This is a genomic window from Fructilactobacillus ixorae, from assembly GCF_024029915.1.
Classification (GTDB): domain Bacteria; phylum Bacillota; class Bacilli; order Lactobacillales; family Lactobacillaceae; genus Fructilactobacillus; species Fructilactobacillus ixorae.
Genome location: NZ_CP097478.1, coordinates 967675 through 988849 on the forward strand (window position 1 = coordinate 967675; position 21175 = coordinate 988849).

The 21175-nt window shown below is 43.6% G+C and carries 20 protein-coding genes, 1 tRNA gene and 1 pseudogene; 7 read left to right on the forward strand and 15 right to left on the reverse strand.

Annotated elements, in window-relative coordinates; translation table 11 throughout:
• Window positions 1-52: 52 nt before the first annotated feature.
• A complete protein-coding gene (locus tag M8332_RS04825) occupies window positions 53-343 on the reverse strand; it encodes a YciI family protein (protein ID WP_252779705.1) in 291 nt (96 codons plus the stop codon).
• A gap of 90 nt (window positions 344-433) precedes the next feature.
• Between M8332_RS04825 and M8332_RS04830 the strand changes: the two genes are divergently transcribed.
• From M8332_RS04830 to M8332_RS04840, 3 genes are all read left to right on the forward strand, one after another.
• Window positions 434-1027 carry a TetR/AcrR family transcriptional regulator gene (locus M8332_RS04830; RefSeq protein ID WP_252779707.1) on the forward strand — a complete coding sequence of 198 codons (594 nt, stop codon included), beginning with the start codon at window positions 434-436 and terminating at the stop codon, window positions 1025-1027.
• Window positions 1028-1108: 81 nt separating this feature from the next.
• Complete coding sequence (locus M8332_RS04835; RefSeq protein ID WP_252779709.1) at window positions 1109-1858, forward strand: SDR family oxidoreductase; 750 nt, start codon at window positions 1109-1111, stop codon at window positions 1856-1858.
• A gap of 158 nt (window positions 1859-2016) precedes the next feature.
• Complete coding sequence (locus M8332_RS04840; RefSeq protein ID WP_252779710.1) at window positions 2017-3216, forward strand: arginine deiminase; 1200 nt, start codon at window positions 2017-2019, stop codon at window positions 3214-3216.
• Here the strand turns inward: M8332_RS04840 and M8332_RS04845 are convergent.
• The gene (locus tag M8332_RS04845) at window positions 3213-4505 is read right to left on the reverse strand and encodes an AbiH family protein (RefSeq protein WP_252779711.1); all 1293 of its coding nucleotides are present in this window, start codon (window positions 4503-4505) and stop codon (window positions 3213-3215) included. The two genes, M8332_RS04840 and M8332_RS04845, sit on opposite strands and share 4 nt — an antisense overlap.
• Window positions 4506-4582: 77 nt before the next feature.
• A complete protein-coding gene (locus tag M8332_RS04850; protein WP_289847007.1) occupies window positions 4583-5938 on the reverse strand; it encodes a gluconate:H+ symporter in 1356 nt (451 codons plus the stop codon).
• Window positions 5939-6091: 153 nt separating this feature from the next.
• Between M8332_RS04850 and M8332_RS04855 the strand changes: the two genes are divergently transcribed.
• Together M8332_RS04855 and M8332_RS04860 are read left to right on the forward strand one after the other, a co-directional pair.
• Window positions 6092-6892: a zinc ribbon domain-containing protein gene (locus M8332_RS04855; RefSeq protein WP_252779712.1), complete on the forward strand. Its 801-nt coding sequence runs from the start codon at window positions 6092-6094 to the stop codon at window positions 6890-6892.
• A gap of 76 nt (window positions 6893-6968) precedes the next feature.
• Window positions 6969-7385 (forward strand): iron chaperone, encoded by a 417-nt coding sequence (locus tag M8332_RS04860; RefSeq protein WP_252779713.1) that lies wholly within the window; start codon window positions 6969-6971, stop codon window positions 7383-7385.
• Window positions 7386-7471: 86 nt separating this feature from the next.
• Here the strand turns inward: M8332_RS04860 and M8332_RS07195 are convergent, their stop codons facing one another.
• The 6 genes from M8332_RS07195 to M8332_RS04885 form a co-directional block, all read right to left on the reverse strand.
• Entirely contained in the window at window positions 7472-7603 is a 132-nt protein-coding gene (locus M8332_RS07195) for a hypothetical protein (RefSeq protein ID WP_289847008.1), read from the reverse strand.
• Window positions 7604-7702: 99 nt separating this feature from the next.
• On the reverse strand, window positions 7703-8227 hold the full coding sequence (locus M8332_RS04865) for a PadR family transcriptional regulator (protein ID WP_252779714.1): 525 nt from the start codon (window positions 8225-8227) through the stop codon (window positions 7703-7705).
• Window positions 8228-8372: 145 nt separating this feature from the next.
• Complete coding sequence (locus tag M8332_RS04870; RefSeq protein WP_252779715.1) at window positions 8373-8711, reverse strand: helix-turn-helix domain-containing protein; 339 nt, start codon at window positions 8709-8711, stop codon at window positions 8373-8375.
• Between the two features lie 208 nt (window positions 8712-8919).
• A complete protein-coding gene (locus tag M8332_RS04875) occupies window positions 8920-9741 on the reverse strand; it encodes a MetQ/NlpA family ABC transporter substrate-binding protein (RefSeq protein WP_252779716.1) in 822 nt (273 codons plus the stop codon).
• Between the two features lie 463 nt (window positions 9742-10204).
• Window positions 10205-10462 carry a hypothetical protein gene (locus M8332_RS04880; protein WP_252779717.1) on the reverse strand — a complete coding sequence of 86 codons (258 nt, stop codon included), beginning with the start codon at window positions 10460-10462 and terminating at the stop codon, window positions 10205-10207.
• Window positions 10459-11064, reverse strand: a complete 606-nt coding sequence (locus M8332_RS04885) for a hypothetical protein (protein WP_252779718.1) — start codon at window positions 11062-11064, stop codon at window positions 10459-10461. The genes M8332_RS04880 and M8332_RS04885 overlap by 4 nt, the downstream gene beginning before the upstream one ends.
• 162 nt (window positions 11065-11226) lie before the next feature.
• Here M8332_RS04885 and M8332_RS04890 point away from each other — a divergent pair, with 162 nt between their 5' ends.
• Window positions 11227-12159: a phosphoglycerate dehydrogenase gene (locus tag M8332_RS04890; RefSeq protein ID WP_252779719.1), complete on the forward strand. Its 933-nt coding sequence runs from the start codon at window positions 11227-11229 to the stop codon at window positions 12157-12159.
• Between the two features lie 79 nt (window positions 12160-12238).
• Here M8332_RS04890 and M8332_RS04895 read toward each other — a convergent pair.
• From M8332_RS04895 to M8332_RS04910, 4 genes are all read right to left on the reverse strand, one after another.
• A tRNA-Arg gene (locus tag M8332_RS04895) sits at window positions 12239-12311 on the reverse strand.
• A 46-nt stretch (window positions 12312-12357) separates the two neighbouring features.
• Window positions 12358-13647, reverse strand: coding sequence for a DEAD/DEAH box helicase (locus tag M8332_RS04900; protein WP_252779720.1), 1290 nt, complete (start codon window positions 13645-13647; stop codon window positions 12358-12360).
• The gene (locus tag M8332_RS04905; RefSeq protein ID WP_252779721.1) at window positions 13647-14657 is read right to left on the reverse strand and encodes a Gfo/Idh/MocA family protein; all 1011 of its coding nucleotides are present in this window, start codon (window positions 14655-14657) and stop codon (window positions 13647-13649) included. The genes M8332_RS04900 and M8332_RS04905 overlap by 1 nt, the downstream gene beginning before the upstream one ends.
• On the reverse strand, window positions 14654-15445 hold the full coding sequence (locus M8332_RS04910; RefSeq protein WP_252779723.1) for a GH25 family lysozyme: 792 nt from the start codon (window positions 15443-15445) through the stop codon (window positions 14654-14656). The genes M8332_RS04905 and M8332_RS04910 overlap by 4 nt, the downstream gene beginning before the upstream one ends.
• 157 nt (window positions 15446-15602) lie before the next feature.
• Between M8332_RS04910 and gntK the strand changes: the two genes are divergently transcribed.
• Window positions 15603-17162, forward strand: coding sequence for a gluconokinase (gene gntK / locus M8332_RS04915; RefSeq protein ID WP_252779724.1), 1560 nt, complete (start codon window positions 15603-15605; stop codon window positions 17160-17162).
• A gap of 66 nt (window positions 17163-17228) precedes the next feature.
• Here the strand turns inward: gntK and M8332_RS04920 are convergent.
• Window positions 17229-18145 (reverse strand): annotated as a pseudogene (locus M8332_RS04920) (ISL3 family transposase).
• Window positions 18146-18740: 595 nt separating this feature from the next.
• Window positions 18741-21110, reverse strand: a complete 2370-nt coding sequence (locus M8332_RS04925; RefSeq protein ID WP_252779726.1) for a DUF6119 family protein — start codon at window positions 21108-21110, stop codon at window positions 18741-18743.
• Between the last annotated feature and the right edge of the window lie 65 nt (window positions 21111-21175).

Genomic DNA, 21175 nt, shown 5'->3' on the forward strand with positions numbered 1-21175 from the left:
CCACCACTATAAAAGCGACCCGATTACCAAGTTGGTAATCGGGTCGCTTAATTTACGCGTTGATGAACGCCTGTAAACTGGATGTCGCTTTGGATGGATGAAACTCGACGATGCGATACTGTGCAAGCTGGTGTTGATAAAACGGATCCTGGTGATAAATCGCTTCCAATTCCGTTCGAGAAGCAACGGTTGCAAGAATAAGGCCCCCGTCCCGTGGTTCCTTGCGCCCTGACAACAGAAAGTTCCCAGCGGCATAATTGCGGTCTAAATACGCGTTATGCGCCGCTAACTGTTGGTCCACCTCAGCCAGTGGTTTTTGATACGTTAATTCAATTATAAACATGGTGCTTCCTCCTCATTTTACTGCTCTTTAATTCCAATGAACACATTCACTGAACATCTTCATTATAATCCAAATGGAAAGGAACTGGCAATGGTTAACAAGCGAACGCAGCAAAAACTCGCCACCCAACAAAAAATCTTTACGGCCGCCGTCCAATTAACTAAGGAACACGGCTTTACGCACATCTCAATTAAAGACATTGTTACGGCCGCCCACGTTTCCACCGGGACGTTCTACCTCTACTTCAAGTCCAAACAGGACTTAATCTCCCAGGTTTATTACGACCATTTAAACCAGACCATGCAAACCCTTTTAACTCAGCTTGCGTCGCAATCAATGTCGCCCCTCACCAAATTACAAACCCTGGTAGCGGCCGAATTTGAATTTGCTGCAACCATGGGTGTTGAAATCACCACCCGGGCCTTCATTGCTAATCTGGATGCGAACCTCACCGCACCCGGAAACCACTTTCAGCGACGTACCTTTACCACTGGCCTGCAAGCCGAACTCCACGCGGCCATCGCTGCCCATGAAATTAAGCGGAGTGACGAAGCAACCCTCTTTTTGGAATTGGAAACCATGGTACGTGGTCTAATGCTGAGCTGGTGTTTTGCCAATGGTTCCTTTGCCATTCAAACCACCGGGAAACAAATGCTACATGATTTTTTGGCCCCGTTAGTATAACTTTCGTAAGCTAATTATTTGCATTGTGCGCCCATTGCAAGCGTACAATGAATTTATCTCAACTAAAAGGAGTTCAAACTTATGAGTGTAAAAGATAAAGTGATTGTAATTACCGGTGGTTCGTCCGGAATGGGCGCTGCCACTGCCAAGTTAGCTAACGAACGTGGTGCCCAAGTCGTGATTGGATCGAGAAACCAAGCCAAACTCGATGCCATGCAAGCAGAAGTGGCTCATCCGGAAAATTTTGCGACCAAGCTCACTGACGTCACAAATGCTAGTGACGTCCAAGCCCTAGTTCAGTTAGCCCTCGATCAATTTGGTCAGCTCGACGTGATGTACAATAACGCTGGCATTATGCCCAAGGGCAAGATTGCGGATGCCGAAAAATTACCAGTTTGGCAGGGGCTGCTTGCAACCAACCTGATGGGTGTATTAAACGGAATTGCTGCAGCTGTTCCAACGATGCGCAAACAAGGTCATGGTTTGATCATGGCAACTGACTCCATTGCCGGCCACAAGGTTTCTCCTGGCTTTGGCGTTTACGGCGGGACTAAATTTGCCGTCAAGGCCATCATGGAAGGCTTACGGCAAGAAGAACACGAAAACGGCATTAAGACGGGAATTGTGTCCCCTGGTTTCGTTAATACGAACCTGATGAACACGATTAACGATCAAGCTACCCATGACCAAATCATGGCTGCAAATAACGCGACGAAGAACGGTTGGTTAAGTGCTGATGACATCTCTGAATTAGCGGTCTTCATGATGAGCCAACCGGAAAACGTTGACATCAACGAAATCATGGTTCGGCCGACGGGTCAAGCCTTCTAAACCTCCCAATTTAAAAGTGCAATCGTGCTTTAGTTTTTAACTAACGTGCGATTGCACTTTTTTAATGTCATTTAACCTAACACTAACCCTCGGCTTTTTCCCCGAACTCCGTTATGCTAAGCGCAAAGCGCAAAACTACTGAGCGAGGAGGAACTTTTATGGATCACCACTTACAGGTTAACTCAGAGATTGGCCCCTTACGAACGGTCTTAGTGCACCGACCCGGGGCCGAACTAGAAAATATCACTCCGGCTACCATGCAGGAGTTACTTTTCGATGATGTCCCCTTTTTGAAAGTGGCGCAACAAGAGCACGATCAGTTCACTGACCTTTTGCGTCAGCATCACATCGAACCGGTTTACGTTGAGCACTTACTGACGGAGATTCTGAATGAGCCAAACACTAAAACGGCGTTCATCGCCGCCTACCTCGCTCAATTTGCCCTGGCACCGCTCCCAAAGCAGGAAACGACTACCTACCTGGAACAATTACCGGCCCCGGCACTAACCAACACCATTTACGCAGGATTACGAAGGGCCACGGTCGGGTTGCCAGAAAACTACCAGCAACCGTTTCTACTCCCGCCCCTTCCCAACGCTTACTTTACGCGCGATCCCCAGGCCACGCTGGGCACCGGGGTCACCATCAATCCCATGACCTTTGCCGCCCGTAAACCGGAATCCATGATCTTCTCGTGGATTGTTCAGCATCACCCACGCTTTCAGGCGACCCCCACCTGGTTATCCCCCACGTTGCCGACTCATTTGGAGGGCGGTGACGAGCTGGTGCTTAATCGGCAAACGTTAGCCCTCGGGATTTCAGAACGCACCACCCGAACTGCCGCATTGACCCTCGCCCAGCACCTCTTTACTAATCCAGCGTCCTCCTTTACAACCATCATTGCCATTCACATTCCGCACAACCACGCCATGATGCACTTAGACACCGTGTTCACGATGGTTAATCGTGAGCAATTCACCATTTTCCCCGGCATCATGGACCACGATTACCGGTTAAATATTGAAGTGCTTCACCCGGACGGACACGGTGGAGTAGCTATTAAACGGGCCACCCACTTAAAACCCGTCTTACAAGCCTCCCTCGGTCTAAGTGAGATTGATCTAATTGAAACGGGTGGTGGCGATGCCATCGTTGCTCCTCGTGAACAGTGGAACGACGGTTCGAATAACCTGGCGATCGCCCCTGGGGAAGTGATCACCTACGACCGCAACTACCGCTCGATTCAGTTGATGCGCGAGCACGGTCTCATCGTGCACGAAATCCCCTCTTCAGAACTAGCCCGGGGCCGGGGTGGCGCGCGCTGTATGTCGCAGCCGTTGTGGCGGGATGATATTTAAATAAGAGAGTTTAAGTTTATAGTTCTAATAATACCTCCATCAACATCGAATTGTTTACTAAGTTTTTCCCTCATTTTTTTCTGCTTTTCACTGTCATTTACACTTCCATCATTTTCTTCACTTATATAGTAATAGTAATCTATTCGCTTAATACTATTAGGGTTAACTGCTTCAGTAATGAACATCTTTATATCACCATCTGAGGCATAATCGTGTCCGATGATAGTGATAGTAACATTATCTCCATTATCAAAGTTTAAACTTTGTTTATCCTTAAAATAAGCATCCAAAATATCAAGATTTCTATTATCCTTTTTTAATTTGCTTTTAAGCTCTTCAATATTATTGTTGGTAATTTGATCAGAGGTCTCAACCAAATTATAATTCAAAGTTCTAGGTTTTATTTCGAAAGGGTTTTCCATCATAAAGGCGTTATTAATCGATTCTAAAAAATATCGATATCCCTTATCAGAATTATTAACATCTGGGAAAAATATTTCAATTAGTTCTTCTTTGAGTAAATTTTTATACTGTTCACTCCGTTTTGCCCATAAAATAAATCTTTGGACTGCTTTCATTGGAGATATCATTTCTATGTTTATCTCCTCAGGATTTTCATATTTAAAAGCTGACGATAAATTAACACTTTCATATTGATAATCATCATTTTCGTTTAATTTATCTAAATTGCGTCCGTTACTTCTAGGAATTTTATCCGGTGAATATCCAAAAACAAATTCCTCATCGATAGAACCGTGAAAATAATTAATCTTTTCACTTGGAACATCATAATTTTTTTCTAAAGTATCTGTATAATTAAATGTGAGGATGTTATCCGCATTTTGCAAAATTTTATCAACTTTTTCAAACTTTCTATCATTTTCTTGTTCTTTTAGATACTTCCTCAGCTTTTCTCTCCATTGATCTATTATTTTGTCGTAGGATAAAGTTTTCTTTTTACCATCTTTATCATATTTATCATCAATATATTGATATTCATAAAACATTGAATCTCTAAGAATGGTTTCTAGGTCGTACCAATCATCTCCACCTTGGATTTGAGTAGTATAATCATCAATTTTTTTAATAAGATTTTCTTGATTTTTTTGACTTTTTAGTTTAGTTAACATTTTTATTCTAAAGATAATTGCTTCACGCCTAATTTTTTCTAAAATATACTTATCATGATCATCAAAAGTTGTTTTAACAAAACTCTTAAATGAAGTATCTAAGTCGTGCATCAAATCAAATCCGTTACCAATAATAACAATATTTTTTTCCTTATTCATTTTATGCTCCTAAAAATTAAAGATAATGATATAAAAAACAAGCAATCATAATTATGATTGCTTGTTTTATTTTAAATCTAAACTACCAGATTTAGCAGTAACACGACAATCAGTCCCGTTACCGAGATCACGGTTTCTAGACTCGTCCAAATTCCTAACGTCTGCTTAACGTCTAAGTCAAAGTATTCTTTAAACATCCAGAAGCCCGCATCGTTAACGTGGGAAGCCGCCAGGGAACCAGCTCCAATGGCTAAGGCCATCATTACGGGGTTGACGTTCAAGGAGGACATCAATGGCATTACCAATCCAGCAGCCGTCATTCCGGCCACCGTTGCTGATCCCAAGGAAACCCGCAAGATTACAGCCACTAACCAACCTAAGAGGATGGGTGACAGGTTCGAGTGCATCATCATGTCTTTAACGGCGTTACCAACGCCTCCGTCAATCAGGACTTGTTTGAAAGCCCCTCCACCGGCAATGACAAGCAGGAGCATGGCGATTGATTTTACGGCTTCGGAGATACTTGCAGAGATTTGTTTCATATCGCGACCACGGTGAAAGCCCATGGACCAGATAGCGAAGAGCAAGGCAATTACCATCGCAATCATCGGATTCCCGAGCATGGAAATGACGGCATCAAAACCATGGGGATTCTTAATTTCTTTTCCACCATTAACCGTCAATTGGTAAATGGTGTTCAATGCCATGAAAATCGCTGGAAGTAATGAAGTCAAGGCCGACAATCCAAAGCTTGGGGTGTCCTTTAAGTCGTATTCCTTCACTTCCCCAAAGGCTGGCAAACTCTTCTTTACCACAAAGGCATCCGGGAAAAACTTCCGAACTACTTTCGTCCATAGCGGACCAGCCACGATCACACATGGAATGGCCACGATAATCCCAAACAGGAGCACTTGCCCGATGTTAGCGCCCAAGGCCGTTGCGACGGCCGTTGGAGCTGGTTGAGGGGGCAAGAATCCCTGGGTGGCTGACAAGGCAGCAGCCATCGGAATGCCGAGGTATAGGAACGGAACGTCGGCTTCTAAGGCCACCGCAAATACGATGGGCGTCAAGAGCACCAGCCCAACTTCAAAGAAGAGCGACATCCCAATAATGAAGGACGCCACCACGATTGCTAACTGCAACCGCTTCTTTCCGAACCGACGAATCAACGTCTGGGCGATTCGATACGAACCCCCGGCATCAGAAACCAGGCGTCCGATCATGGCTCCAAACCCGAAGACGACCGCTAGTTCTCCTAGCGTGTTTCCAATCCCTAACTTGATGGAGTTGGCGATTGAGGCCGGGTTCATTCCGAGTCCCAATGCCACTAAAATTGCTACCACAATTAATGATACAAACGTATTGAGCTTGAGTTTGATGATTAAAAATAGTAACAACATGATTCCTAAAATTAAAACGACAAACGGCATCATCTTTAGTTCCTCTTCTCTCTAATTTAATCGTTACTTTTTTAGTACAAAAACCATTGTATGCGTTTTCATTGCTTATTTCAAGCCTTTTATTTCTAATTTTGTGCAAATTGTTAATATGGTAGAATAAGGGTAAAGACCTAAAGGAGTTTCTTTATGAATAACGAAAACAACAAATTTTGTACTAACTGTGGGAAAGGGATCCCGAATACCGCGCAGTATTGTCCCTACTGCAATACCAAGCAACCCACCCTCAATCCGACCTATTTAAAGCGAAGTGACGTTAGTTCCCACTTTTGTCCACGCTGTGAAAATATTCTCCCCAACGACATTTCTTACTGTCCATACTGTGATGAACCCCAAACCCGGGTCAGCGCTAACGCTACACAGTCACAACCAGCACCCACGAAACCGGCTGCTACTAATCCAACTAGCCCACGTCCCCGGCGAAAAAAATCACACTTTTGGCGTAATGTGATCGTTTTATTGATTATCATTTTGTTGGCCATCATTGCCTTCTTCACTTACCAAAATTCGCAGGCAAATCAGGCTGCGCAAGCCGGCCAGAAACAGCCCCAGGGAATTGAACGAATCTTTGCCTTCTTTAACTTTCAATCAAACAAATATGAATCCGGTCAGGATGCCGCCCAGGGTGTCGAAAAAATCGTTGCAAAGGTGCCACACAGTAAAGGCTCAGACGTTAAGTGGGATCCAAACTCACAAACGGTTAACGTGAACCTGCCCGCCTCTTCTCCAATTGTGAAGAGTGCGGAATCCGGTTCCCCACAGGTTTGGAACGCGCTGGTTAAAGCGTTACAAACCATCTCCAAAGACATCGATAGTAACTCCAAGAATCAAGATGACTACTCCAACATTCGCGTGGTTCGTAACGACACCAATCAACCAATTCTGCAGGTCGACAAGGGAAACGTGTCGTTAAATAGTCGCGATCAATAAATCATTTATCCAAAACCTACTTTTTCATCCCGAGAAGTAGGTTTTTCTATCACCACTCATTAGGAAGGAGCCCTTCATGAAAACCATTTCCGCATACCTCAAGCACATTTCTAATCCCGCTCACCGGACCAGCTTTCAAGCCGTGTTGCAGTGGATCACAACTAACTTTCCGCAACTCGACCTGGTCATCAAATATAACCAACCGATGTTTTTAGCCCATGGGACCTACATCATTGGCTTGAGCGCTGCCACCCAGCACTATTCAATTGGTCTCGAAGGGCAGGCCATCACCCGGCGTTTTCTACCCTTGGCAAAACAACTGGGACTGCAATATGGCCATAAAACCATCCGGGTTCCTTACGACCATCCGCTTCCCACTGAACTCCTGCGGGCAATTATCACACACCAGTTGGAACAAAAACGAGACGTTACCACCTTTTGGTTGCCTGCCAAGGAGCGCTTTCAACCCGGCTCGGATTCCGGCTCGGTTTAACACTCTCATGTTTAAAATTACCGCCAATGGAGTTCGTCCCGTAGAAATTTCGTACTTTCATAAGTTAAATCAAAACCATTATGACCTCAACCTGAGCCCGGATTGATGCAGACGTGGTCGTTGCCGAACATCCCATTTTTGGCAATGACTTTGCCTCCCTCGTGGATTTTTCCAACCCGAAACTTCACCACCTCAATGGCTAGTTTAAAAATGGCCATCGAATGGATTCACCGTTAGCTAACTATGCCCCACTAAACCTGTATCATGACTGTCAAGAAGCCCCCCATCGATTCCGATGAGGGGCTCTTTGGCGTTGGTTAGCTTCTCGTTAATTGCTGTAATGCTTCCTTTAAAACCTTAATTTGCGCCGTGTACGTTGCAATCCCATAGTTGGCAGTCAAGCGTTGGTTTTCCGTCATCCCCCGGGCTTGCCAATCAGTCAAATTAGCGTGGAGTGCATCTAACTTTAACTGCTTCAGATCCAACTCTTGTTGCACTAAGGTACGTTTTTGCGCTGGCGTCAGTTGATCCCCAAAGTACATTTTTAATAAGAAATCTGATTTAAAGGTGTCCGTCGCAAGCTCTGACGTTAGCGCCTGGCGAAATGCAGTTTGACCGGCGGGTAAGATTGAAAACACGTTTTTATTGGGCTTTTCCGTTTGGTTAACCTGGCGCTTGGTCACCAGAGCATCCTGTTCAAGCTTCCGTAACGTCGGATAAATCATCCCGTAGCTGCCATCATAGAAATGACTCAACTGGTTTTGAATAATTTCGTTGATCTCATAGCCCGTCAGTGGTCCCCGGGTTTCTAGTAGACCCAAAATAATTTCTTTCCCCTTCATCCTTCGCCCTCCTATAACTATCGTTGCTGTCATTATAAGCGACTTTGCGTAGAAAAGGGAAACTTTTTTCTTAACTTAGAACTTTTAAAAACATTTCAATCTCACCATTGGCTAATCCATTCGCACCTTTTCTTCATGACCACCCTTACGAAAAAAACGGCACCAGGGTTTTCAGCGCCCAGACTAAAAAGCCACCCACCGGAAAAATCAACCACCAATCTCGGTGGAGAAATTCCCACCCGTTCATCTGGTGGCTTGGGACAGGTTGCTCACCTGGGCTTGGTTGGGCAGACACCAACTCGTCGAGCGAGCACTCCAACAACTCCGTTAATTTAATTAACGTGTTAAGATCCGGAGTTGCCGTTCCAGCTTCCCACTTGGAGACTGCTTGGCGCGAAATAAACAGTTGCTCGGCTAATTCCGCCTGCGATAATCCCCGGTTGCTCCGTAATTTTTTTAATTGCTGTGCAAATTTATTTTTCATGAGCATCCTTCCTTTCATGGTTAGTTTTATTATTACCAAATCTAATCTAATTTGCAAAGCAAACTTTGACCGGGCTCCGCATCCAATCCGGGCAACCCCGCCCGTTTCAGTTGCCACCCCGCACCGCTGAGGTGCCCTCAAACTAGTTCAATTACTCCCAACGAAACAAGCACCGCAACGATTGGTTGCGATGCTTGTTATGCGTACCTTAATAACCAGCTGGAAGCTTCCAGAAGCTTTGCTTGTTATGATCCTGCAGGTATTGTTTGAATTTCTTGGAGTGGTAAGCCTTGCTAACTGCCTTCGCCCACTTCTGCTTGGCGCTCTTCTGATCCACTGCCACAACGAGGTAGTAATCTGGTTTGATGTCTTCTGCTAATAACATCGTCTTCGTCGAAATCTTGGCTGGATAAGCCGTCGACCCCGGCAAGATTACGTACGCAAAGTCCGATCGCGACCGCGGAATCTGCACGTCCTGCATTTCTTTAATCTTTAAATCATATTTGTTGGTAGCAATATCCTTACTGGTGGCTTTAATCGGATCAACTCCCGGTTTTAGCGTGATCCACCCGGCCTTAACCAGCACGTTGTAGGCCCGCGCCATGTTCGAGGGGTCATTCGGAATGGCCACGGAATCCCCCTTCGCAACTTCCTTCAAACTGTGCTTTTGGGCAGGATAGATCCCGGTCGGCACCGTCGGAATCTTCGTTAGTGCCGTTAAGTGGGCGTGTTTTTCGTGGTTAAAGTTGTTCATGTACGCGGTATGCTGATCCACATTCAAGTCCGCTTCGCCGTTATTGATGGCAACATCCGCTAGGGATAAATCGCTAAAGGACTGGTTTTTTACCCGATAGCCCTCCTGCTCCAGAATCGGCTTCACGCCCTTTAAGAAAAGTTCACTGTAAGGACCCGGTGACGAAGCTAGACGAATCGTTTTTCCGTCATCCTGCTTGGGTTTGATGATAAACGTAACGATAAAGAGAATGGCAAACACCACCACGATGCCACTAATAATGTACTTTTTCTTCATAATCGTCCTGCTCCTTTGTTAGTTGCATTCTAACTATCCACTCCTATTACTGCTCCTAACAACTGCGACCACCACGGTACTTCCCGCGTAGTGCCACTAACCGCTGGTTCATGTTTCCCTCCTTTACAACCTAAAAACGGACCACCATCAATTCATACCGACAGTGACCCGTTTTGTAGTGACCAGTAGTGCTCTCCACGAAACCCGTGTAATTGTTCAATATGAATTTTCTCCAAAAATTCGCTTACGAGCTACAGCAATCCGAAAGTTCCCTCATTTCCGCATTAATCATGCTCATTTTGAACAACAAGCTCGGCGCATCGATAGCATTCGTGGCACTCCTTTACTAATTTTTAATAAGTATACCACTTGGCCAGCAAACCACAAACATTTTTTTATTTTCACACCATTATTGCAGTAATTTACAAAAAAACCGACTTCCCCACGAGGGGAATTCGGTTGTTTAATCATTAGCATTCAAAGGATCCTGGTGGGTCGCTTGAAATTCCTGTTTGGCTTTTTTCTCAGTTTGCTTATACTTGGGCACAAATTCCTTACTGACCTTATCGATTTTTTGTTGGGTGGCTCGGACCTTTTTTTCAGCCGTCTGGCGCTGTGAAAAAATGGAAACATTCCAGGTTATTAACCCGGCAAGAATCAAGACAGCGGCGCTCACCACTAGTTTGGTCGGAGTGAGCAAGTGTTTTAGTTGCTGCATCATCGTTTTACCTCCCTAAAAACTTGAATTAAGTGAAACCGAACCTGCTTCGAGTTTAAATCTCCATGATTAAGATCCACCTTAAACAGGTAGCGATTCGTGTGCAACCGCCGATGGTGTCGGCCATAGTACGTGACGGTCACGTTAGCATAGTAGTAATGGCCGTTGCGCGCCTCTGAACTAGTGTAATTGTAAATCCCTACGTTATTCAATTGGGTTGGACCTAACACTGAATTTACCAAGGTGGTGGCATCTGTTTTGGTCAGATAGTGCTTCTGTAACTTTGTGATTGCTTGTTGCTTGGCCGCCACCGTCGGATAGTTCCCAAACGTAAGCTGCATTGCTTCCGTCAGCGCCTGGTTATTGGTCTTCGCAATCGTTTTCATGTTTTCGTACGTAATGTTTTCTTGGTACGTAACGTCATCTGGCTCCATTTCATCGTACGATTTTTTCAGCATCTTGTACTTAACCTGTAAGTTACTAGCTTTCGTTTGGGTCTTGTGCAACTGATACTGATTGACCCCCGTTAAAATAGCGACCACGACGACGATTAGCCCTAAGATTGCAAGGCCAATCGGCTTGCGATATTGGTTTAACTTCTGCACGTTCTTAACCTTCTTTACCGTTTTTTCCCTAGTATAGCACCAGTTCCCTTAATTGCGTACTGGAAGTTGCCGAACCCGGGCTCCGTGAACCCGCCTCCGGTCACAAAAAATAGTAAAATAAACCTAGTAAGTTCACTAAGTTACTAGGTAAAGGAGATTCCCATGGATTATAAAATTGCCGTACCCCAGACCCTGGCTGTGGCTGGCAAACAACAGTTACGCGAGCACGGGTTTACCGTCGTTGAGCTCCCGGATCAACAGGTCAGCACGTTGCTCAACCTTGCTCCCGATGCGTTTGGAATTATTTTAGCAACGGCCCCCTTCCCAAAGGAAACCATTCACCAGATGCCCAACCTTAAGATCATCGCCAGAAATGGCGTGGGTTACGATAATCTCGATGTCCCGTATCTAAAGCAACACGGGGTGTTAGTCACGATTACGCCGCTTGCAAACGCTGGAACGGTCGCAGAAACCACGCTAACGGCGATGCTTGCCCTTTCCAAGCACATAGTTCCCGCTACCAATGCCATGCGCGCCGGAGAGTGGGCAGCAGCCCGAACCCACTTGGGCTTTGACCTAGCCGGTAAAACCGTTGGTATCATTGGTTATGGTCGGATTGGTAAAATGGTCGAGCAAAAAATGAGCGCCCTTGACATGCGCATCCTGATTAACTCACCCCACGCCACAACTGCGGCCTACGGAACAATCGTGGATCGCGACACGCTCCTACGCGAATCAGACGTGGTAACCCTGCACCTACCGGTTCGTCCGGACACTAAAAATTCGATTGCCACCCGTGAATTTCAGTTAATGAAACCCTCCGCGGTCTTAATTAACTTTGCCCGCGGGGCGGTCGTTAATACGGCTGATTTAGTGACCGCCCTGCAAACCGGCGTCATTCAAGGAGCCGCCTTAGACGTGTTTGATCAAGAACCACTGCCCAAATCCAGCCCCCTCTATCAGCTCGAGAACGTGTTATTAACGCCCCACATTGCATCCAACACAGTTGAATGTACGAACCGGATGGCGACCGACGCCGCCAGTGAAATCATTCGCGTCGCTGAAGGAGCGGAGCCCCAGTGGCCCGTCCATTAGCCCAACAAAAAGTCCGAAGCATGATGCTTCGGACTTTTTGTTGGGCTAATTTTTTTAACCGGAGAACGCGGTTCGTTGATGACCCCACTCAGACTCGAACTGAGATCTGCCGCTTAGGAGGCGGATGCCCTATCCAGTTGTGCTATGGGGCCAAGTCACTCCCTGCTATTTTCTCACGAAAGCTACATTTCGTAAAGGTTACTTTGGCCAGTGCTTACCCTTGTTCTTCTGGTCCCGGCGCCGGTTTTTCTTTCGTTTCCGTTGCTTAGGCGGGTTACTTACCACCGGTTGAGTAGGTGTTCCTGGTCGCGTGGTCGAAGCCGGTTGCGTGGCGGTGGTAGTTGGTTTCGGCTGGGCCGGATTCGCTCCGGCCGGCGCCTCAACGTGATCGACTAGTTTCCCCCGGTAGTAGTAAATCGGTTGTAAGTCATAATCCGTGTCCCGCAAACACTTCTTTAGATCGCGCAGGTCGTGGTCGTCGCCAAAGTTAATCACTAAGCCGGGTTCACCCATCCGACCGGTCCGACCGACCCGGTGAATGTAGGTCGTCGCGTCACCCGGTAAATCATAGTTAATCACGGCCGGCAACTTGGGAATATCGAGTCCCCGGGCAGCCACGTCCGTCGTCAGCAATAGCTTAAACTGTCCCTTGCGAAAGGCCTTTAAGGCGCGTTCCCGTTGCATTTTAGTTTCGCTACCACTCAGCTTTTCCACCGGCGCATAGCCCTGGTGTTTAAAAAAGTTGTAAGCCCGGTTCAAGTCCTGACTCTGATTAAAAAAGACCAGGGCTTTAAAGTTCGGCAACTTGGTCAACCGGTTCAACACGTCATTTCGTTTGCCCCGAGAAACCTCAAACTGGCCGTGGCGAACCACTCCCCGACTCTGATCCTGCTTACGAACGTCAATTACTGTGGCCGGTTTTCCCATCTCGGTCTCTAAGTGGTGTAAAACATCGCTATCGGTGGCTGAAAAGTAGGCCACCTGCGCATCCCGGGGGACGGTTCCGACAATTGCTCGGACCTTCGCCCGCGAATCATCCTGCAGTAAATCATCCGCTTCATCCACCACCACGGTTTCGATTCCCTGCGGTTTCAACTTTCGATCCTGTAACAGGTTCAACACCCGCCCGGGGGTTCCCACAATGATTTCTGGGCGCTTTTTCAGCTTTTCCTGCTGCCGTTTCACGTTCGCACCTCCGATAATCGGGAGCACCTGGGCGTGAAACGGACCCGCCCAAGCGCGAATCACGTTGGTCACCTGCATAGCGAGTTCCTGGGACGGTTCCAGAATAATCACCTGGGGTCCGCCTCCGGCCAGTAAATTAGCCAGAATCGGCATCAAAAAGGCAACCGTTTTCCCCGACCCCGTCGGTGACAATGCCACAATGTCGGACCCGCCGTCAATCATTGGTTCGTAGACCGCCGTTTGAATCGCCGTGGGGGCCGCGTAGCCTAACTGGGCGAACCGGGTTTCAAATTGTTCTAACACTACTCATCCGCCTCCAGTTTGGTTGGGTATTCGAGCCCGGCAGCCGAAGCTAATCGACTCATCACCAGGTTCACGTTCTGCATCTGCTCTAACCAGAGCTCGTAGTCAGCCACATTTTGAGGTTGTGTAGGTTCCTGTAGTACCCGGGCAAAATCAGTCATTTCGGGAATCATCGGGTTCTTTCCATATAACTGACTGAGGATTTGGCGTTGGTTATTTTGAATGATGGAGGCCTCGGTCACTTCTCCAGCGCTATCAAACGTGATAATCTCTCGTCCGTGATAAATTTCTGAGTTGTGAGTCGAATTCGAAAGCTTGCTAAAGTTCAAGGTAACGTCAAAGGCTCCATAGTTCAAAATCGCCGTCCCCTTGCCATCCACTCCGGTTGAAATCATGGTTGGATAGTAAGCTACTCGTTCGGGAACCCCAAACAAGCCGACCGCATCATACACGGGATAGATCCCGAGGTCGGTCAACGCGCCTCCACCAAACTGGGGATTAAAAACGTTTGGGACTTGTCCAGCTAACACCTGGTCGTAGCGCGAGGAGTACTGGCTAAAGGTGAACTCAGCGCCATCAACCCCAGTATCTAAGCCACTCAGATAATCACGCACCGCTGCAAAGGCCGGCATGTGGACGTTTCTAGCTGCTTCGAAGTACCGTACTTGGGGATGGCGGGCGAGTTCATCCATTACACTTTGATACTGGTAGGGAGTTAGCACCGCTGGCTTTTCCACAATCACGTGTTTGTCGTGTTGGAGAGCCTGCAGAATTTGTTCGTAGTGCAACACGTTTGGTGAAGCAATGTAAACAACTTCCACGTTGGGGTCACTTAAAAATTGCTCCAAATCCGTGTACACCGTGGCAGGTTCATGCCCCTTGGCAAGCTCGCGGCCGCTAGCTTCGTGGCGGGAATAAACCGCGGTTAGCTGGTATTCGCCAGTGGCATGGGCGGCCTCAATCATGCGTTCCGTAATCCAGTTGGTGCCAATCGTTCCTAATTTAATCATGCTGCATCACTCCTAATCTCATGTTGTTTTAACACTTGCAGATATTGATTCCATTGTACCGTACTCCCCCGAAAGGCCGTCATGCGAAAGGCGCTCCCCTTCCCGTTATTATATAGTTGTTCCTGCTTCGCTAAGCTCGCAAACGTCACATGCCGCCCGGACTTAGCGCGCGGTAACAGGAACTCCGTGTGGGGAATCCGCTTCAGCACCTGATAGTTTGTGGCACTCGTTTTAATCAGGACCGGCCGTTGGGAGTAGTGCTGCGTCCAAGCCACCAGTTGGCGCATCCGCCGCGCTAGTTGCTTCCGGTCCACCGTTTCGGCGTTGTAATCATTATAGTAGGAAAGGTTAATCATAATCGGCAGATCACCAATGTTATTGCCGAGGGTGCGCTTCAGGTTCTGTTCCTGCTCTCGCACCGAGCTGCTGAAACTGTATTGATGATATACCCCTACTTTAAGTCCGGAGCCGATGCTGCGGGTGTAGTTGTTGTTAAAATCATCGTCCGTCAAGCTTGCACCCTGGGTCGCGCGCAGGTACACGTATTTAACCCCGTTGGTTTGCAACTGGTTAAAATCAGCGTACTCATCCGTTTGGTCCAGCATCACCCCCCGCACAGGATAATTGCGCAGGAAGACTTGCTGGCGGGCGTGCCGGTTAATCACATGATGCCCGATCAGCACCCCCAGCAGCACTAGCCCGACTAGGATCACACTGGTCCACCCAAGCTTTCGGGAAAGTCGCCGCCGGTGCGCTCGTTGATAATCACTCCGTGTTTGTGCTTGCATTTTTTCTGGCCTACCATTTTTAAGATTACCCTTATCTTACCATGATTAGCGTGTTCCCGCTTGAAGTACCCAACGAATTCTCATATAATGAAAGCGTTATAATAAATCAAAAATCGTTGGCTGACCCAGCCAAAATCAATGATTAAGGGGAAAAATTATGGAATACGTAATTGGCGTTGACATTGGAACCACCAGTACTAAAACGGTTTTATACGATGATACCGGAGCCGTAAAGGGGTATTCAAATGACCTTTACAACCTGTACCAAGACACTCCAGACATGGCCGAAGAAGATCCAGAAGAAATCTTTAGTGCCATGCTGGCGGGGGTTTCCAAGGTCGTCGAAAAAGCAGACTTACAACCCGGCGAACTTAAAGGCATTTCTTACTCCTGTGCCATGCACAGCTTGATTTGTCTGGACGAAAATTACAAACCCCTCACCCGGGCGATTACCTGGGCCGATAACCGGGCTGTAAAATACGCAGACGAGTTGAAAAACAACGGAATTGGGATGGAACTCTACAAAAAGACCGGCGTGCCGGTTCACCCCATGACGCCATTAACCAAGATCATGTGGATTCGCAACGAACGCCCCGCCATCTACAAACAAACGCGGTACTTCGTCGGCATCAAAGAATACATTAACTACAAGCTGTTCGGGGTCCTCAAGGAGGACTACTCGATCGCGAACGCAACAGCTTTGTTCAACATCTTTACCATGGACTGGGACGACCAAGCTCTTTCCGTCGCGGGCGTAACGCGTGACCAGTTACCAGAACTCGTTGATACTACCTACCAATTAAAGGGGCTCAACGAACGCTACGCCAACATGATGGGGATTGATCAGGACCTGCCGTTTGTCATTGGGGCTTCCGATGGTCCCCTAGCTAACCTTGGCGTCGATGCCATCAAACCCGGCGTAGTAGCCGTAACGATTGGAACCTCGGGTGCCGTCCGGATTGTGAGTGACAAACCCCGCATTGATCCAAAGGCGCGGGTCTTTTGTTACTACCTCGCTAAGGATATGTGGGTCATCGGGGGACCAGTTAACAACGGTGGAATCGTCTTCCGGTGGATTCGAGACCAAATCTGTCTCCCCGAAAAGGTAACCGCCGAGGAAATGAATCTCGATGCGTACGACCTGTTGACTAAAATCGCTGCTTCGATTCCAGCTGGGTCGGACGGCCTAATCTTCCTACCTTTCTTAGGTGGCGAACGGGCTCCGATCTGGGATGCCGATGCCCGGGGAACCTTCTTCGGGTTAACCCGGCAACACACCCGGGCCAACATGATTCGGGCTGCGCTGGAAGGAATCGTCTACAACCTGTATACGGTTATGTTGGCGCTCGCCGAAGTGGTGGGCGAACCAACTAAGATTCAGGCTACGGGTGGCTTCGCCCACTCCGAACTCTGGCGGCAAATGTTAGCCGACATCTTCGAACAAGACGTCAACATCCCCGAAAGTGTCGAAGGAACGGCACTGGGAGCGGCGGTCTTAGGGATGTACAGTTTCAAGATGATTGATAGTCTGTACGACGTCGAAAAGTTTGTCGGGGTTACCAACACTCACAAACCAAATCCCGAAAACTACAAGGCTTACCGAGAATTAGTGCCAATTTACATTCGGCTGAGCCGCGCATTACAACCAGAATACAAGAACATTGCGAACTTCCAGCGCCAAAACGAGGCTGAAGATCCGCATGATACGGAAAAGTAATTAATTGAAAGAGGCTCTTTGTCAAATAGTACTAATTAGTAAATAATTTAATAAATGGGTCTGACCCTAGGCAATGGAATCCTTAATGGATTCTGTCGCCTTTTGTTTATAATTTTGGGAGAAATAGTTGTTCGAAAATGAGATTAAGATTCTAATTCTGAAATTTTTTAAACTACTATGACCATAAGCAGTTCTATTAATGACTTTAATTTCGTTATTAATCTCTTTTAAAGGCCCATTACTGAAGGAATAAGTAAAGCTATTTTCAATTTTTCTTGATGTCTTTTTAATGTACTTCTGACCCTTTTAATTGCTTCAGGAAGATTTTGATATTGATCTTGATGCTTAGCTGAATTAAGCAGATCGGTTAACTTCTGCTGATTATGCGTTTTGGTTACAATCTGAGTCATATCTTGATAGAAGTCATAAGCATCACGAAGTGATGGTGATAAGGAGAGTAATCTTTCAACAACTTCTGTATCAGTCAAACAAGCATATTGATAGTTTCTTCTTCGTTTGAAGACCGTGTAATCTAATTCTTCAACTTTTTTGAAAAGCAACTTGTATAACCTTTTTAATTGGCGATACTCAGGAGTATTACTGCCATACTCTTTCATGACCTTGATTCGTTATTTATTTAAAGCTGTGTAGGCTTGGTTAACAACATGAAAGCGGTCCGCTATGATTTGAGCTTAAGGAAATACTCGTTCGATTATACCTCGATAGGGAGAGAATAAATCTACGGTTACCGTTTTAACCGCGGCTCTAGCTAAAGCTGAATATATTAGAAAATAATCCTCCAATAATCTACCATTTCTGCTTTGAATGATATCCATTAGTTGGTGTGTGTCTGAGTTCATCAGTGCGATGCTCATTCCACTTGGCGACATTTTCCCTGATTTAAAATCATCAAAGGCAATGTGTTGGGGTAAATAGCGATAACCAGTTTTATGATATTTAGCTAAGCCTTCGGCTTGTCTCATCACGGTATTCGTCGAGATACCAAAATTTTCAGCGATTTGTTTGATAGTGATATTAGAGCTTAACTGGAGTGCTGCTTTAATCTTTAAATTTCTGAGAATATGATCGTTAGGATTAATGTCTTTCAATTTAGCTAATTCCGTATGATGACAGTATTTACAAATGTATTTTTGCTTCTTGATGATAAGAAAATTTAAGCCCCAAAGCCCTGCGGGTACCAAGTGTTGAACCGTTTTAAAGTCATTCTTATTCAAGTAATCTCCACAATTCTTGCACCTTAATTTATAAGTTAGAATAAAACGCCAATAATTTTTAGTGATGCCATCTTCTTTAACAATTGTTCTGGATTTCGTGGTATCATCAACAATGATATTAGGGTCTGTGAGACCTAATATCTCTTTGATTGTTATTTCATTAATAACAATTAACTCCTTTTGGGGTTGGGAACATATCGGGGGCTACCGATATGTTCTTTTTTATTTTCACTAATTATACAAAAAAGGATTTACTCCAATTGAATATCGGAATAAATCCTTTAAAAATGAATAAATGACATGTCCAACTTTAACTTTTCTTTAACAACTTAAATTATGTTAATTATCTATTAACAATATAAAATTTACCTCTACTAAAATAGTAACGTTTACATTCACTAACATCCTTAATAAACAAAATTTTTAATTCTATACCATGATATTTCATTTCACGTGATAAACTAGATAAACCTAAGCAAGATAAAAGCGGAAAGATTTTAGAATTAGATGACTTATTTAAGTGTTCTTTATTGGTTATAATACCCAAAACAAACACCATATTACTATTATCATTTTTTAATTCAAAATTTATCCTTTTTTTATTTTGATTTAAATAAACTTTTTTTATAAATTTAATAACCTTATCCTTATTCCCGTCAATCATTTCAGCTGAAGATCTTACCTGATTAAGCAAGTGACTAAAATTTTCGCCACTATATCCTTTTTTATTAAAAATAAAATGATATTTTTTGTCAAAATAAATCCAATCGCAAATTTCCATTGGACTTCGTGCTCCTTCAACTGGAAATGATTCTTTATCTAAATTTAGAATCTTATGATGATTATTATATACAACAATTTTATTGTAATCATTTTCTGAGTATTTCTTTAGTTTATAATTGGTATCCTTTTTTGAATTTTCTTTGGATAATCCAACAGAATTCAAAGATTTTCTTTTTTCATCCTTAATAATAATTTCTGGATATTGAGTAAATGGAAAGTATAACGGAAATGTATATTCCTCAATTTTATCTATACGTGAAAATACACGTTCTATAAAACTATTGTTAAATGCATACCATTTTCCAAAAATTAGAACATAATTCTTATTATTGGAGGTATCCCTGTAGAAATATTGACAGCATTCATAAACATGCTTGCCTATATTCAAATTTTCACCATTTGAATTATATTCATTAACAACTAACTTATTTTTAAGAATATAAATTAATGGATTTTTGGGGGCTTGGGCTTGGGCTTGGGCTTGGGCTTGGGCTTGGGCTTGGGCTTGGGCTTGGGCTTGGGCTTGGGCTTTAAAATAATCTTCTATATTAATTTCAAGTGAATCTCCACCAAATTTTTTTAAAATATTCCTATCAAAATAGTCCTCAATATTATTTTCATCAAAAAATTTATTTATTTTCATAGACGATATCTTATCAAAGATACTTAAATCAAGTTGATCATACATATATTTTGTGCTTAACTTATTAATTTTAATATAATGAACATCATCATTTTCTTCTCTTTTTTCATAAGTAAAAGACAATCTATTATCATTATTTTTTCGAGAATTACTAATAAATAAATGCTCCAAATAATCTTCAAAATTATTTTCTTGTTCATTAACCTCTTTTAATTCTATCACTTCATTTTCCCAATTTATTTTTGGAGACATTGATTCTAAATATGACATTCTATCAATAATATTTAAAATATCAAATAAAGATTTAAATTCAGAACTTATACTTAAAAATATCCCATTGTTTATTAAAATATGAATATCATTTTCATTTATTTTAATAAGTTTTGAATATATATTTATTATACGAATATAACAAAAATAATCTATAAGTAGGTTATAATCACAACTAGTAATAATATTATCATTAACATTTTCATTTAAAAAATATGATATAAACTTACATTTATATCGATAAAGGTTTCCTATATAATTCAATAATTTAAATTTAATTAACAAATTATTACATTTATAAGAATTTGTATAAGAACTTGATAATTTATTAAAATTTTTGTGTTTTAAAATTCCTTTACCAATAAACTTCGTAGCTAGAAAAGGCATTTCTTCATCTACTATTCTTGATAGAGGGATTGATCTATTATTTGTTGTTTTTTTATTATTTCTTATATATGGATATTCAGAAAAATCAATTGCCGATATATTCTTAATATCATCTAAATCTAAGGATCGTCTAATTATTTCATTAGGAAAATCTTTTTCAATATATTTATTGTTTAGTAAACTTCGTCCATTTCCAAAAGAAATAGCATAAATATTTTTATTTTCTTTATCACTTATAATTATTAAGACATTATATTTAATTTGCCTCAAATCAAATTTATCATCAGTAAAATATGATATGATATCAGACCATCCGGGAGAAACGGGATAAACTCTTTGTAAATATAATTTCCCATTATATCCATGCAAGAGCCTAATGTCGCTGCTTAAATCTCTTTCTACTATATGATAGTCTTTATTCTTTTCATCATGTTTATCAATATTTTTTATGAGATCATCAATTATCAAATTGTTCTTATTAATATTTTTTAAACTTCTTACAATACAATTAACATCATTAAATTCTTGATTTTCATTTAAACATTCAACGTACTCGTCTCTTAAATATTTTTTATAATCTACATGATTGTCAATTTTTGTTAATTTACAAAAATTTATCTTTTTTACCATTATATTCCCTCAAAAACAAGTAAGCAAAGTAATTTAGTTTTACTATAACACTAATTTATTTATAC